This is a genomic window from Archangium gephyra (genome assembly GCF_042230915.1).
GTDB lineage: Bacteria > Myxococcota > Myxococcia > Myxococcales > Myxococcaceae > Archangium > Archangium gephyra_B.
This window is the reverse complement of record NZ_CP102578.1, coordinates 2,215,316-2,229,462: the sequence shown is the minus strand read 5'-3', so window position 1 is coordinate 2,229,462 and position 14,147 is coordinate 2,215,316. Positions and strand designations below refer to the sequence as shown.

The window sequence follows — 14,147 nt, the reverse complement described above, 5'->3', positions numbered from 1 at the left end:
GTGAGCAGGCCTCGTGGGCAGCCCCCACATGTCGCGGGGAAGAGCCCTCGGAGGTGGAGCGGCCGGGGCGTCCACGGACAGAAACGGTGAGGACAGGGCGCGAGATGGTTGCGGGCGGCCTTCCCCACGCAGCGAGGGGCCAGGGAGCCCGGCCCGACACTTGCTCAGGGAGTGCGGCGGGGGCGATTGACGCGCGCGTGGGCCCACCCCAGGCTGTGGGGCATGGCACAGCGCGAACAGGAGCGTGGAGGCCGCTTCCCCCAGGCGCCCACGCGGGAAGAGTGGGAGCGGATGAGTGTGGAGGAGCGGGGGCAGGTGGTGGAGTCACTTCCCGGCGAGGTGACGTGGGACGAGATGGCCATGCCGGAGGGGGACCTGCACTCCCAGGCGAAGATGGAGACGCTGGATGTGCTCCGGGGCTTCTTCTCGCGGCAGGGGCGGCAGGTGTACCTGGGCACGGAACTGCCGGTGTACTACCCGGATGAGCGACGCTTCGCGCCGGACATGCTGGCGGTACGGGACGTGGAGACGCACCCGCGCAGCAAGTGGGTGGTGAGCCAGGAGGGCAAGGGGCTGGAGTGGGTGATGGAGGTGCACGTGGGCGGCGACCGCAAGAAGGACGCCGAGTACAACGTGGAGCGCTACGCCCGGCTGAGGATTCCCGAGTACTTCATCTACGACAGGGCGAGGGAGCGGCTGGAGGCGTATCGGCTGCCCACGCCCGAGGCGAGCCGGTACGAGCGCATTGCCGCGGAGAAGGGCCGCTACCGCTCGGAGGTGCTGGGACTGGAGTTCGAGCTGGCGGGGGGAAAGCTGCGGCTGTGGGCGGGCAACGCGCTGCTGCTGCAGTCCCATGAACTGCTGGAGGAGGAGGCGCGGCTGCGCGAACAGGCGGAGCGGCGCGCGGAGGGAGCGGAACAGCGCGCGGAGGGAGCGGAGCAGCGTGCGGAGGAGGAGACGCGCAGGCGCGAGGAGGCAGAACGGCGCCTGGCGAAGCTCCAGGCCGAGTTGGAGCAGCTGCGAGGGCCTGGGACTCGCCCTCCCTCCTGACTCCGCGAGCCATCTTGGGTGGGGGGCTGCCCCTCAGTCCTCCACCCACCGCGGAAGCTCGACCGTGAAGCTCGAGCCCTGGCCCTGCACGCTCTCGACGCGGATGTGGCCGCCCAGCTGGGTGACGATCTGCTGCGAGATCCACAGCCCCAGGCCCAGCCCACCATAGTGACGCTCGGACACGGCCCGCTCGAAGCGCCCGAAGATGCGCGCCTGGTCCTCCGGGGAGATGCCGATGCCCTCGTCCCGGACGCGCAGGCGCACCCCCTCGGGCGTGGCCCCGGCGGTGATTTCGATGGGCCGGCCCTGCCCGTACTTCATCGCGTTGCTGACGAGATTGGTCAGCACCTGGTCCAGGCGCGAGCGGTCCCACCGCCCGGTGAGCGGTGCCTGCAGCTTCATCACGAGGCGGCAGCCCACCTTCTCCAGCTCCTGCCCCATGCGCGCCGCCACCTCCTCCATGAGCGCGGACAGGTCCATCTCCTCGAGCACCATCGGCAGGCGGCCCGAGGTGATGCGGCTCACGTCCAGCAGATCTCCCACCAGCCTGCCCAAGCGCTCGCCCTGGCGCTGGCACGTGGCCGCCCACTTCGCCAGCCGCGCGGCCTCCCCCGGCACGGCACTCTCCCCGACGAGGCGCTGGAGCCCGAGCTGCAGGGCCGTGAGGGGGGTGCGCAGCTCGTGGCCGGCGATGCCGAGGAACTCGTCGCGCAGGGCCACGGCCTCGCGGGCCTCGCGGTAGAGCCGCGCGTTGTCGATGGCGTACGTGGCGTGGGCGGCGTACTCCTGGGCGAAGGTGAAGTCGTCCTCGGTGCAGGCCCGCTCTGGCGAGCCGAGCACGAGCACCCCGGCCACGCCATGGGACGTGGCGAGCGGAATGAGCATCACCGAGTGGATGCCGAGCCCCTTACAGGGGCCCTGCCGCTGCGCCTCCCCGCCCGCGTACCAATCGCCGGCCTCCTCGAGCACCGGGATGAGGCGGGGCCGTCCCGTCCGCATGGCCTCGTGGATGGGGTGCCCCTCGGGGATGGCGAAGGTGCGGGCCACCTCGTCGGCGAGCGGCTGGAGCGCGGGGTCCGCATGCGTCACCGTCAGCATCCCGAGCGTCCCCTCCGGCCGCCAGCCACAGAACGCCGCCACGGTGGCGAGCGCGGGCACGCACAACCGGGCCAACGTGCGCGACGTCTGCTCCGTGTCGAGCGACGAGGAGAGCGCCGCGCTGGACTCGGCCAGGAAGCGCTGCGCCTCCGTGGCCCGCTTGCGCGCGGTGACGTCCTGGATGGTGCCGATGCAGCCGCGGGGACGGTGCTCCTCGTCGAAGAGCGGCACGGCGGAGATGACGAGCGTGCCGCGCCGCTGCCCATGGACCTCCAGGTCCAGCTCCACGTCGAGCACCTCCTGGCCCGTCGCCGCCGCCCGCTGCATGGGCAGCTCCTCGGGAGGGAGCGCGCGGCCGTGCTCATCGAGGTAGCGGATGGGCTGACGCTCGGTGTCGGGGGCGCTGAGCGAGATGTTGCTGTCGAGCGGCAGGTCGTGCAGCCGCGCGAACCAGCGGTTCTGCTGGATGTAGCGGCACTCGCGCTCGTACGCGATGCCGATGCCCACGGGGATGACGTCCAGCAGCGTCCGGAAGTCGGCGGCCTGACGCTGGGCCTGATGGCGGGTCCGCTCCAGCTCCTGGCGCAGCCGCTCCAGCTCGAGCGCGAGCGCGATGAACCCGGCCAGGTCCTCGGCGAGCGCCAGCGCGTCCTCGTCCAGGTGCGGCTCCGGCTCGCGCGAGGCGAAGGAGAGGACCCCGATGAGCTGCCCGCCCCACCGCAGGGGCACCGCCATACAGTCCAGCGGCCCGGCGGCCTGGACGCGCGGCAGCTCCTCTTCGCCCGAGGACAGGAGGACCGCCACCCGCTCGCAGGGGCCCTGGCACAGCTCCGGACGGCCCGAGCGCGCCACCCGCTGGGCCAGCAGCGAGGGGGCATTCCCCGGAGGCCCATGCACCGCGCCGTGGGGAGCACGGAAGGCGGCGGCCCGCTGGAGCACTCCCTCCTGGAGCACGTCCAGGTCACACCAGTCCCCCAGCTCCGGCAGCGCCACCCGGCCGAGGCAGCGGAACACGTCAGCCCGTCCGCAGCAGGTGGCCAGCTCGCGGCTCATCCGCCCGAGGAGCTGTCCGCGGGCACGTTGAAGGGACAGGACGGACGGAAACTCGAACTCCAACATCACTCCCACCTCCCGCTGGAAGGTCCGGTGGGAGCGGTAGCAGGCAGGGGAGCGCCATGCACGCCTGCTTGATACGAAATGGCCGCCAGGCCCCCAGTCCACAACCTCATCACTCCACTCCATGGAAAACAGGGCACGCCCCTCCCTTCACTCCCCCAGCAAGGGCCCGGCTTGACGGCTGACCCTCGCTCATTTATTTAATGACCCAAGGTCATCAACTGTCGCGGGGGGGAGCACCGTGACGGGAGGGTGGGTCATGGGAATGCAGGAGCAGATGGTGGGCTACTTCGCGGCGGAGAAGGCGGAGAGCTGGCTGTTCGTCCTCGTGGGCGTCGTGGCGGTGGGCGTCGCGGTGTGGCTGCTGCTGTCGGGCCACGCGTACCGAGGCATGGCGTACCCGCTCATCGCGGTGGGCCTCATCCAGTTGGTGGTGGGAGGCACGGTGGCCTTCCGCACCGACGCGCAGGTGGCGGCGCTCACGCGGCAGCTCGCCGCGTCCCCCTCGGCCTTCCAGCTCGCGGAGGTGCCCCGGATGGAGGGGGTGATGCGCAACTTCGAGCTCTACAAGGGGGTGGAGGTCGCCCTGCTGCTGGTGGGCGTGGGGCTCGCGTATGCCTTCCGGCGCAAGGAGTTGGTGTACGGCGTGGGGGTGGGACTGGTGATGCAGGCCTCGCTGATGCTGGTGTTGGACCTCTTCGCCGAGAAGCGAGGAGACGCGTACCTGCTGGCGGTCCGCGCGCTGCCCACCGCGAGTGCACCCGCGGCGCCGGGGCAGGCGGCGGAAGGCCCGCGCTGAGCCTTCCCCGGTGCCCTTGCGCTACGCTGGGCCGGTGAACTCCCCGCTCGCCGCCCCGCGCCCCCAGACGTCCGGCCCGCGCATCCTCCTGGTGGATGACGATCCGGGCGTCCTCAAGGGCCTGCGGGGCCTGCTCTCCGACGAGGGCTTCTCCCCCGTGGAGGCCCGCTCCGCCGCCGAGGCCCTGCGCCTGCTCGACGCGCCCGGCCAGCCTCCAGCGCTGATGCTGTTGGACCTGCGCATGCCCGGAGAGACGGGCCTGGAGCTGCTCGCGCGGCTGCCCAAGCCCCTCCCCGTCCCGGTGGTGGTGCTCTCCGGCGAGGCCTCCCCCGCCGAGGCCGTGCAGGCGCTGAAGCTGGGCGCCACCGACTTCGTGGAGAAGCCGCCCTCGCCCGAGCGGCTGCTCACGGCGCTGCGCAACGCGCTGGCCCTGGGCGAGCTGCGCGAGGAGCAACAGCGGCTGCGCGAGGAGCTGGCCCGCCCCGGGCACCTGGTGGGGGACAGCCCGGCCATGGAGTCGCTGCGCACGCTCATCGCCCGCGTGGGCCCGAGCGACGCGGCCATCCTCATCACCGGGGAGACGGGCACGGGCAAGGAGCGCGTGGCCCGGGCGCTCCACCTCGCCTCCGGACGCAAGGGGCGGCTGGTCGCGGTCAACTGCGCCGCCATCCCCTCCACGCTGCTGGAGAGCGAGCTGTTCGGCCACGAGCGCGGCGCCTTCTCGGGCGCCACCGCGCGGCGGCTCGGCCGCATCGAGCAGGCCCACGGCGGCACGCTGTTCCTCGACGAGCTGGGGGACATGCCGCTGGAGCTGCAGGCCAAGCTGCTGCGCGTGCTGGAGACGAAGGAGGTGGAGCGGCTGGGCGGAGGCCTGCCGGTGCCGGTGAACGTGCGCATCCTCGCGGCCACGCACCGGGACCTGACGCTCGCGGTGCGCGAGGGGCGCTTCCGGCAGGACCTCTACTTCCGGCTCAACGTGATGCCCCTCCCCCTGCCCCCCCTGCGCGAGCGGACCGAGGACCTCCTCCCCCTGGCGCGCGCCTTCGCGGCGGAGCTGGCCGGGCCGAACGTGCCGCTGGTGCTGGCCCCCGGCGCCGAGGAGGCCCTGCGCGCCTGGCCCTGGCCCGGCAACGTGCGCGAGCTGCGCAACTACGTCGAGCGACAGAACCTCCTGCGCGGAGAGGGTCCGCTCACGCTGACACCCGAGTCCCTCACGGGCGCGGCGGCATTGACGGCAGCGGCCCCCGCGCGCCTCGTGCTCGGCCAGAAGAGCTACCGCGAGCACGTGGACGACTTCGAGCGCACCCTCATCAAGGCCGCGTTGGAGGAAGGCGGCAGCATCGCCGGGGCCGCGCGCCTGCTCCAGGTGGACCGGGGCAACCTCCACCGCCGCCTCAAGGCGCTGGGCATCCCCGCGGTCTGAGCCAATCCCCTCTCCCTCTGGGAGAGGGCCAGGGTGAGGGTCTTCCCCCAGCCAGGGTCCGCGGGCCCGCCGATGTCATAAGCACATCACCCCACGACATCAGGATGTGGGGATGACATCCTCGCCGTGGCGCGACACCCCGTGGTTTCGCGCACTTGCCGCGCCCGCCGGCCTGGAACGCCTCGTGCTCCTCCCGTCCCGCATGAACCGCATCGCACTCCTTCTCTGTTTGCTGTCGTTCGCGGCCAACGCCCAGGGCACCGCCGCCCCCCCGACTCCCGAGGCTTCCGGCAAGGACGGCACGGCGCCTCCGCCCGCCGCCCAGGAAGCGCCGCCCTCGCCACAGGCGGAGGATCCCTGCCTGGCCGAGGAGGACGAGGAGACGGACTCCGAGGTGCTCGGCGCGCTGCGGCTGAGCATCAACGGGGAGAACCGGGCGCTGGCGGACGTGAAGTTCGAGGGCCTCCAGCGCCTGCCCGAGCCGCTGGTGCGCGGACTGGCCCGCGTTCCGGCGAAGGGCGCGCTCAGCCCGGAGCAGGCGGCGCTCATCCTCCAGCGGCTCGCGCGCACGGGGCTGTTCACGAAGGTGACGCCCACGGTGCGGCTCGCGGAGGGCGCGACGCCGGTGCTGGTGGTGACGGTGGAGGAGCAGCCCTACGTGGCGGGCGTGGAGCTCACCGGCCTGCAAGCGGACGAGCAGCGGGACGTGCAGGAGGAGCTGTTCCAGCTTCCGCCCTACTCCTCCGCTTCCGACGACGAGGACGGCGACGACGACGAGGGTGACGACGACGAGGGTGACGACGACGAGGACACGGTGGCCAACGTGCGCATCGGGACGGAGGGGGTCCGAGTGCACATCTCGTCACGGAAGTGCCCGGCGCCGAACCCGCCGAGGGAGCTGCTGGCGTACTTCGACGAGGGCCAGTTCCACCCGGGCTTCGTGTGGCGGGGACTGCCCGCCGCGCTGGAGCGCGCGCTGGAGGAGGTCGAGGACGAGGGCTACCTGCTCGCGAGCCTGGACGCCACACTGACGCCGGAGGGGCAGCTGCGGCTGCGGGTGGACGAGGGCAAGGTGGAGGCAGTGGAGGTGCGGGGCGTGGAGGAGGACGTGGCGGCTCGGGTGCGCGAGGTGATGGGCATCAAGCCGGGCGACGTCCTGCTGCGCAGCGACCTGCGCCGCGCCGAAGGCCGGCTGAAGCAGGAGATGCCCTTCCTCAAGCTGTGGGACGTGGAGACGCTCCCCCGGCCGGCCACGCGTTTCGAGGAGGTGCGCGGGGAGGACGGCGGGCGGAGCTACCGGCCGGTGGAGGAGGAGACGCGGCGCAAGAAGAAGCACAAGCACTGGGAGGACGAGGTGGAGCTGTCCTGGGAGGCGCTGGGGGAGCAGTGGAAGCGCGAGTCCGGGGACGAGGCCATCACCACCGTGGGCCGCCGCGTGGTGGTGCACGCCCGCCCGAGGGGCTCCAGCTTCGACGTGGAGCTGCTCCCCATGCACACGCAGGTGACAGGCTTCGCGCCGGGCCTGTCGGGCTCGCTCAAGCTTTGGGACGTGCGCAACCGGGCCCACGTGACGCTGGACGCGGCGCTGACCATTCCCCTGCGGTGGGGCGGCCAGCGGATTGTGGGCGACCCGGAGCGCACGGCCTTCCAGCGGCGGCTCAACTGGCTGGTGGGGGCGAAGGCGCAGGTGCCGGTGGTGCGGCTCGCCGAGGTGGGCGTCCAGCTCTACGACTTCACGGACACCAATGACCGGTGGCGCCTGGGAGCCATCGACTCGTACATCTACTCCGCGCTGCTCAACCGCCCGGACTCGGAGTACTTCCGGCGCAGGGGCTTCACGGGCTTCGCCACCTGGCGCTTCGCCCCGCAGTGGCTGGTGGGAGCCGAGTACCGCCGCGACACGTACGACTCGCTGGTGAGCTTCTCGCCGCCCTTCTCGCTCTTCCGGCGCGACTCGGCGCCCTTCCCCAACCCGCTGGTGGACGAGGGGCGGATGACGTCGGTGGTGGGGCGGCTCGAGTACGCGAGCGACGCGGCCCGCTCCGAGCGCGTGGGCTCGCTCTTCCGCAACCCCGAGCTGTCACTGCTGCGGCAGGACTGGGAGTGGCCGGAGCGGACGGCGGTGCGCAGCCTGCTGACGGTGGAGGTGGGCAGCCCGGAGCTGGGAGGCGGCGCGGAGTACCGCTTCTGGAAGGTGGTGAGCGACAGCGTGCTGTACGTGAGCACCGGCCACGAGGACGGCCTGCGGCTGCGGGTGCGCGCGGCGGGGGGCTCGGAGCTGCCGCTGCAGAAGCAGGAGGCCCTGGGCGGGTGGAGCGGGCTGCGCGGCTACGCCTTCAAGGAGTTCCGCGGGGACGCCTCGCTGCTGGCGAGCGCGGAGTACCGGTGGGGCTTCGTCGGGGCCTTCGCGGACGTGGGCTCGGTGCACCGGGAGGAGCTGGGGTGGATGGACCCGAAGCTGGGAGTGGGCGCGCAGCTCTACTTCGGGGACTCGGTGCACCTGTCGGTGGCGTGGCGCACGGACGAGCGCGCGTCGTTGAGCCCCGAGGCGCGGCTGCTCTTCGTCCGGCCCTTCTGAGGCACCATGAGGGGACCCGGCACGAGCACGAGGAGGAGTCTCGGCGCGGCCCTGGTGGCCGTGCTGGGCCTCTTCGCGCCCCTGGCCCAAGGGGAGGAGCCGCCGAAGGTGACGTGCTCGGCGACGCGGGTGGGACGGCGCGTGGTGGTGCGGCCCGAGGCGCTCACGCTGGTGGCGCCCGAGCTGGAGCGGTTGATGCGGCTGGGGCTGGCGGGTCGGCTGGAGGTGGAGCTGACGCTGCTGCGGCGCCGGCCGCTGTGGTTCTCCGAGCGGATGGACGCGGCGCGGCTGACGCAGGTGCTGGCGTACTCGGCGAAGGAGGGCGGCTGGGTGCTGGACGGCAGGCCGCTGGCATCCGGAGTGGGGACGCTGGAGCTGGAGCGGGTGGCGTGGACGCTGGAGGAGGAGCCGGAGGCGGAGGCGGCCTTCGTGGTGGAGGTGGGGGTGCGGCTGCAGGTGGTGACGGCGTCGAGCCTGGGGAAGGTGGCGCAGTGGCTCACCCAGGGGGACAAGACGGAAGCGGAGCGCTCGGCGCTGACGCGGGGCCTGCTGCGCACGGTGGCCGAGGACCTCACGCGCCGCGCCGAGGGCCGCTGCTCCGTCCAGTCTCCGGAGCGATAGAGGGCCAAAGACAGACATTCGGACGCGGGTTCGATTCCCGCCGCCTCCACTCTTTACGGCACCACGAAGAGCGCCGGGAAGAAGACCCAGAGGTGCCAGAACGAGATGCGCATGACCAGCAGCACGCCCAGGTGGAACGTGACGGCCATGAGCGCCAACCCCACATGCATCCCCGGCCAGAGGAGCAGGACCGGGGCTCCCAGCTCGAACGCCGCCGTCGCCATTCCCATGGAGCGCCTCAGCGCGGGGACGGCCACGATGCGGTGACCGAGCGGCGTCCCGCGGAAGAACGTGGACGCCAGGAGGGTACGCCCTCCGGTGAACCACCCGAAGCGCGCCCCCAGCCTGCTCGTCATCGCCCACCCGTGAGCAGAGTGCCCGAGCACGAGCCTGCCTCCACACCGCGGACAGGCGAACACGTCCCGTGCGAACGTCCTGCGGAGCAGCCCGGCCCCATCCACCCGCGCCGTCCTCTGCTTCCTCGGCTCCTCCACCGTCGCGGCCAAGGAGAAGCTCTTCTTCTGTGGGCCCGCCTCCGTCCCCGCTTGAGGGAGCGCTCATCTCGCAGGCGACGGTGATGTCGCGGCGGGAGCCTTGTTACCCGCTTGGAGTTTCAGCAGCTCCTGGAGCGTGAAGATGCGGCTCAGCGTGTAGAGCATGGCGAAGAGCGCGACCGCGGCGAGGACGAAGCTCGACAGCAGAAGGATGCCCATGACCGCGGTCTCGAAGACAAAGCCCAGCCAGACGGCCCACATGCGCCGCTTCGTCCTGATGAGCGCGGCACTGAGTCCGAACGGCAGGGCGATGAGGAGACCCTCGAGGAAGACGAACAAGAGCCGAGGATTCTCCTGGAAGTGGAGGGCCGCCACGAGCCAGAAACCCATCACCAGGATGGCGAGCACGACGAGCGAGCTGGAGAGTTCCCGTAGGATGGCGTCAATGCGCTCCGGGGCCTCGCGCACCTCCCGGGACACTTCGCAGTCGGGACAGAGCGTGGAGGTTCGCGTGGCCGCGTCCGGCACACACTCGATGCAGTAGAAGGTGCCGCAGCTGCCGCAGGTGCCCGCCACGGGCAGGTGGGCATGGCGAGGGCACCGGGCGCTTTCCTCGGATGGCTCGGCGGAGGGAACCGGAGCCGTGAGGGCCAACGCGGCTGCGTCGGGAGGGGTGGACACGATGGACCCGCGCGTCTCGACGGCTGTTCGCGGCTGGGGCTCGGACGACAGCGTCCCGAGGCAACTCATGCAGAACTCACGGCTCGTAGGCGTGCTCGCCCCGCACGATGGACAGGTCACCATTTCTTGGAATCCCCCTTTTGAGAGGCATCATCGTAGGGACCGCTTTGAGAAAGCAAGGAGTTGCAGCGGACAGGCGGATAGACGCCATGTTGAGGGGATGCCCGGGCTGGAGCATCGCCCGCTCCTGCGCGGAGAGCCGCTCGTCCACGAAGCTGCGGATCTTCGCCGCCGTCGGGGACAGCCCGAACAGCGCCGTCATCGGGTACAGCAGGGCCGGGAAGCGCTGTGCGGTCGACCACAGCGCGGCATCATTCGGACGAGCACCCTTCGCGAGCTCGGGGTGCTCCGCGAGCCAGCTGCCTGGAAGCATGGGCCCGAACAGTCCGGCGCGTTCTACCCGGTGGGGAGCCACGGCGGCGACGCCCAGCGCCACCAGCGTGCCGTAGCTGATTCCCATCAGCAGGAACTTCTCGATGCGGAGATGATCCGCGAGGCGGACCGCGGTGGCCACGAGCTCCGCCTCTGTCAGCGGCGGGGGCCTCCGCCAGATCTTCCTCGACGCCCAAAAGGTGGGCAGGCCCACGGCCGCAGCCGCCGCCACGGGAATCCACGGGTTCATCGGCGCGCTACTCCATCTCGGAATCAGCGGACGGCTCGGGCTCGGCGGACTCCTCATCGGAGGACAGCTCTTGCTGCACATTGTCCTCCGCCTCCGCCTCCGCCTCCTCGGGCTCGTCGCAATCCATGGTGTGGGAGCAGAGCTTCTGCCGCAGCTCGCTCAGCTTGGCCTCGTCCCGCTCCAGTCCACCCAGCCCCTGCTCGTGGAGCGCGATGAGCTCCCGGCAGGCGTCGGCGTCGGTGTCGCAGCCACTCTCGAGCCCTGGCACCGCCAGGCGGTAGAGCTCGGCCCTCCGCTCGGGATTCGTGTCCAGGCCGCTCCGCCCGTCGAAGAGGTCTGCCGCGAGCTTGCACGGGCTGGGGGCATTCTCCGGATCGCACCCATCCTCGTAGTTCACCCGCGCCCGCAGCAGGGCGAGCGTCACGCGCTCGGGCTCCACCGGGCCCGCGAGGCTTGCCTCCTTCATGCAGCCGTTGGCGCCGTTCAGCTCGCACTCGCGCGTGTAGGCATCCAGCGCCCGCTCGAGCTCCTTCTCGACAGGGAAGCCACTCTCGTAGGCCTCCCCCACCTCCGCGCAGGAAAGCGCGTTCCCCAGCGCGCACGCGCGCTCGTCCAGGCGCAGGGCGCTGGTCCGCCTCTTCACGATGCTCTGCATCTCCTCCTTGGGATTGAACACCGAGCTCAGTTCCACGGACCTCGCGAGGCGGTGGCAGGAGTCCGCATGTCCCGCGTCGCAGAACCTCTGGAGGTACACGTCGCGGTCTGGCTTCGGGTCCACCCCACCAGGCTTGCCCTGTGAGGCACAGGCCGCATCGCCCGCATCACACAGGGGCTTCAGGCAGGGCTCGAGGCGTGCGATCACCTCATCCTTGAGCTTCACCCCGTCCCGCTCGTACACGAGGTCGAATGCCAGCGAGCCACACCTGGGGGTGTCCTGCTCGTCGTGAGCCGGAGTGCTCGCTTTGTCATCCGCCACGGGAGTCGCGGTGCCGAGGCCCGCATCCGGGACATCGCGGCGGGACGCGAGCAAGGCCTCGCACCCGGTCGCGGTGGGGTCTTCGGCGCAGTCGAGCTCCAGGGCGCGCTGCTTCAGCGCCTTCGCCCGCTCATCGTCGCGAGGAACACCCTTCGCCTGGCGGTAGAGGTCGAGCAGGTAGCGGCAGCCGTCGGACAGGCCCTGGCCGCACGCGCGCTCGTAGAGGGCGGCGGCCCTGTCCGGCCTGGGTTCGACGACGGTGCCCTGCTCGTAGGCAATGCCAACGTCGAGGCAGGAAGCCAGCTTGCCAGCGTGGCACTCCGCCGCGCTGCGGGCCAGGGTCCTGAGGATGAGGCGTGTCCCGTTGTGGCCGAAGGAGGCGGCGCTTCCCTTCACCTTGCAGGTTGGCGGCGTGGCGACGACGCAGTCGATCTCCGCGAGGAGCGGGTCCTTCGAGGCAGGGGCCACCGGCGGAGCGGAGGCCACCGGCGCCGCGGCCGCGGAAGGCGCGGGCGGGGCCGCAGCGGGTTGCCGGGAGCGGACGAAGACGAGCCCGCCCACGGCGAGCAGGCCCACGAGGACGGAGACGGCGAGGAGGGAGCGTTTCATGAGGATCGGACCGCTCCCCAGTCTACCCGCGAATCCCGGAGGATTTCATGACGCGGGAGCCCCCGGGTGCCCGTCGCGCCCGGTGCGGCTCAGCCCAGCGCCTTCTCCGAGGTGACGATGCCGTCCGCATCCGCGTAGAGGTGATGACCGGGCCGGAAGGTGACGCCCGCGAAGCGCACCTCCACGTCGCGCTGGCCCTCGTTGCGCTTGCCGCTCTTGAGCGGATGCGTGCCCAGCGCCTTCACACCGATGGCGGTACGGCCCACCTCCTCGGCGTCGCGGATGCAGCCGTTCACCACCACGCCCGCCCAGCCGTTCTTCTGCGCGAGCGCCGCCAGCTGGTCCCCCACCAGCGCGCAGCGGCGGCTGCCTCCACCGTCCACCACCAGCACCCGGCCCTGTCCGGGCTCCTCCAGCGCCTTGCGCACCAGGGAGTTGTCCTCGGGCGCTCGCACCGTGCTGATGGGGCCGGAGAACGAGCGGCGGCCGCCATAGTCGAGGAAGCCGGGCTCGGCGATCTGGAAATGCGGGGAGCCTGCGTGCGTGTCGCAGAGGTCCGCTGTTTTGAGGTCCATGGTTTCGCTCATGGTGCGGAACCTGCTCAGGCCTCCCGGGACAGAGCAACCTCCCCCGCGCCCCACCCGCCCGTGCTGATACAAATGAAACGGAAGGGCGCTCCGTCCACGTCGAGCCTTGGAGACCACCATGTGCCGGAACATCAAGACGCTGTTCAACTTCGAGCCGCCCGCCACGGAAGAAGAGGTCCGGGCGGCCGCCGTGCAGTTCGTCCGCAAGCTGAGCGGCTTCAACAAACCGTCGCAGGCGAACGAAGCGGCGTTCGCGAAAGCCGTGGATGATGTCGCGGCCGCGGCCCGTGTGCTGCTCGACTCGCTGTCCACGACGGCCCAGCCTCGAGACCGGGAGATCGAAGCCAACAAGGCACGCGAGCGCTCACGCCTGCGCTTCAAGCCACGGCAGGCGCGCGGAGCGAGCTGATAAGTGAGAAGTGGCGAGCAGCCCGGGAAGTTCCCGCTCGCATGCGGGAGCGCGCCCTGGGAAGACTCGGGCCATGTCCCGACTCATCCTCCACCACTACCCGCGCTCCCCCTTCTCCGAGAAGGTCCGCACCCTCCTCGGCTTCAAGGGCCTGCAATGGACCTCCGTCTTCATTCCCGCGATCATGCCCAAGCCGGACGTGATCGCCCTGACGGGCGGCTATCGCAAGACGCCGCTGCTGCAGATCGGCGCGGACATCTACTGTGATACGGCGCTGATCGCGGACGTACTGGAGCGGCTCGCGCCCACGCCGTCGCTCTACCCCGTCGAGTCCGCGGGGCTGGCACGCATCCAGGCGCAATGGGCCGATTCCACGCTGTTCTGGACCGTCATCCCCTACTGCTTCCAGCCGGCGGGCGTGCAGAGCATGTTCGAGAACATGCCGCCCGAACAGGCCAAGGCCTTCCTGGCCGATCGCGCGGCCTTCCGGCGCAACGTGCCGGGCATGCGAGCCCCGGAAGCGGCGGGAGCGCTGCGGCTGTATCTCGAGCAGCTCGAGGCCCAGCTCGGGGATGGCCGCGCCTGGCTGCTCGGCAAGTCCACGAGCATCGCCGACTTCTCCGTCTACCATGCGCTCTGGTTCGTCCGGCGGGCCGGTGCGCTCGCGTCCATCCTCGATTCTCACACCCGGCTGGTGGCGTGGATGGAGCGCATGCAGGCGCTGGGTCACGGCACCTGCGACAAGATGGAGAGCGGGGAGGCCGTCGCGCTCGCCGCCGCCAGCAAACCCCTGCCCACCGAAGGGGAGGCCTTCGTCGACCTGCACGGGCTGTCGCGGGGCGCGCGCGTGACGATCGCACCGAGCGACTACGGCATCGATCCGGTGGAGGGCGAGCTCGTGCTGTCGCGCCCCAATGAGCTCGCGGTCCGGCGGGTGGATGCCCGCGCGGGCGAGGTCGTCGTGCACTTCCCCCGCATCGGCTTCCAGGTCCAGAAGGTGGATTGAGCCCGAGCGGCTGGCGAG

General features: G+C 71.3%; 13 protein-coding genes. 7 read left to right on the top strand and 6 right to left on the bottom strand.

Going from position 1 to position 14,147, the window contains the following annotated elements; all coding sequences use genetic code 11:
* The first annotated feature begins 222 nt into the window (after positions 1–222).
* Positions 223–1,050: a Uma2 family endonuclease gene (locus tag NR798_RS08895; protein ID WP_375771007.1), complete on the top strand. Its 828-nt coding sequence runs from the start codon at positions 223–225 to the stop codon at positions 1,048–1,050.
* 33 nt (positions 1,051–1,083) lie between these two features.
* Here the strand turns inward: NR798_RS08895 and NR798_RS08890 are convergent, their stop codons facing one another.
* On the bottom strand, positions 1,084–3,267 hold the full coding sequence (locus NR798_RS08890; RefSeq protein ID WP_375771006.1) for an ATP-binding protein: 2,184 nt from the start codon (positions 3,265–3,267) through the stop codon (positions 1,084–1,086).
* Positions 3,268–3,523: 256 nt separating this feature from the next.
* Between NR798_RS08890 and NR798_RS08885 the strand changes: the two genes are divergently transcribed.
* From NR798_RS08885 to NR798_RS08870, 4 genes are all read left to right on the top strand, one after another.
* Complete coding sequence (locus NR798_RS08885) at positions 3,524–4,063, top strand: hypothetical protein (protein WP_375771005.1); 540 nt, start codon at positions 3,524–3,526, stop codon at positions 4,061–4,063.
* A 34-nt stretch (positions 4,064–4,097) separates the two neighbouring features.
* Positions 4,098–5,486, top strand: coding sequence for a sigma-54-dependent transcriptional regulator (locus NR798_RS08880; protein ID WP_375771004.1), 1,389 nt, complete (start codon positions 4,098–4,100; stop codon positions 5,484–5,486).
* Between the two features lie 184 nt (positions 5,487–5,670).
* A complete protein-coding gene (locus NR798_RS08875; RefSeq protein WP_375771003.1) occupies positions 5,671–8,064 on the top strand; it encodes a hypothetical protein in 2,394 nt (797 codons plus the stop codon).
* 6 nt (positions 8,065–8,070) lie between these two features.
* Positions 8,071–8,685, top strand: a complete 615-nt coding sequence (locus NR798_RS08870) for a hypothetical protein (RefSeq protein WP_375771002.1) — start codon at positions 8,071–8,073, stop codon at positions 8,683–8,685.
* Between the two features lie 53 nt (positions 8,686–8,738).
* Here NR798_RS08870 and NR798_RS08865 read toward each other — a convergent pair whose 3' ends face one another.
* The 5 genes from NR798_RS08865 to rraA all read right to left on the bottom strand — a co-directional run bounded on the left by NR798_RS08865 (position 8,739) and on the right by rraA (position 12,714).
* The gene (locus tag NR798_RS08865) at positions 8,739–9,191 is read right to left on the bottom strand and encodes a hypothetical protein (RefSeq protein WP_375771001.1); all 453 of its coding nucleotides are present in this window, start codon (positions 9,189–9,191) and stop codon (positions 8,739–8,741) included.
* A gap of 51 nt (positions 9,192–9,242) precedes the next feature.
* Positions 9,243–9,929 carry a hypothetical protein gene (locus NR798_RS08860; RefSeq protein WP_375771000.1) on the bottom strand — a complete coding sequence of 229 codons (687 nt, stop codon included), beginning with the start codon at positions 9,927–9,929 and terminating at the stop codon, positions 9,243–9,245.
* A 7-nt stretch (positions 9,930–9,936) separates the two neighbouring features.
* A complete protein-coding gene (locus NR798_RS08855; protein ID WP_375770999.1) occupies positions 9,937–10,542 on the bottom strand; it encodes an alpha/beta fold hydrolase in 606 nt (201 codons plus the stop codon).
* Between the two features lie 7 nt (positions 10,543–10,549).
* On the bottom strand, positions 10,550–12,127 hold the full coding sequence (locus NR798_RS08850) for a tetratricopeptide repeat protein (RefSeq protein ID WP_375770998.1): 1,578 nt from the start codon (positions 12,125–12,127) through the stop codon (positions 10,550–10,552).
* Positions 12,128–12,216: 89 nt separating this feature from the next.
* Positions 12,217–12,714, bottom strand: coding sequence for a ribonuclease E activity regulator RraA (gene rraA / locus NR798_RS08845; protein WP_375770997.1), 498 nt, complete (start codon positions 12,712–12,714; stop codon positions 12,217–12,219).
* Between the two features lie 118 nt (positions 12,715–12,832).
* On the opposite strand from rraA, the gene NR798_RS08840 reads away from it, so the two are divergent.
* Entirely contained in the window at positions 12,833–13,123 is a 291-nt protein-coding gene (locus NR798_RS08840; RefSeq protein ID WP_375770996.1) for a DUF2277 domain-containing protein, read from the top strand.
* 73 nt (positions 13,124–13,196) lie between these two features.
* Positions 13,197–14,129 (top strand): glutathione S-transferase family protein, encoded by a 933-nt coding sequence (locus NR798_RS08835; RefSeq protein WP_375770995.1) that lies wholly within the window; start codon positions 13,197–13,199, stop codon positions 14,127–14,129.
* Positions 14,130–14,147: the final 18 nt, after the last annotated feature.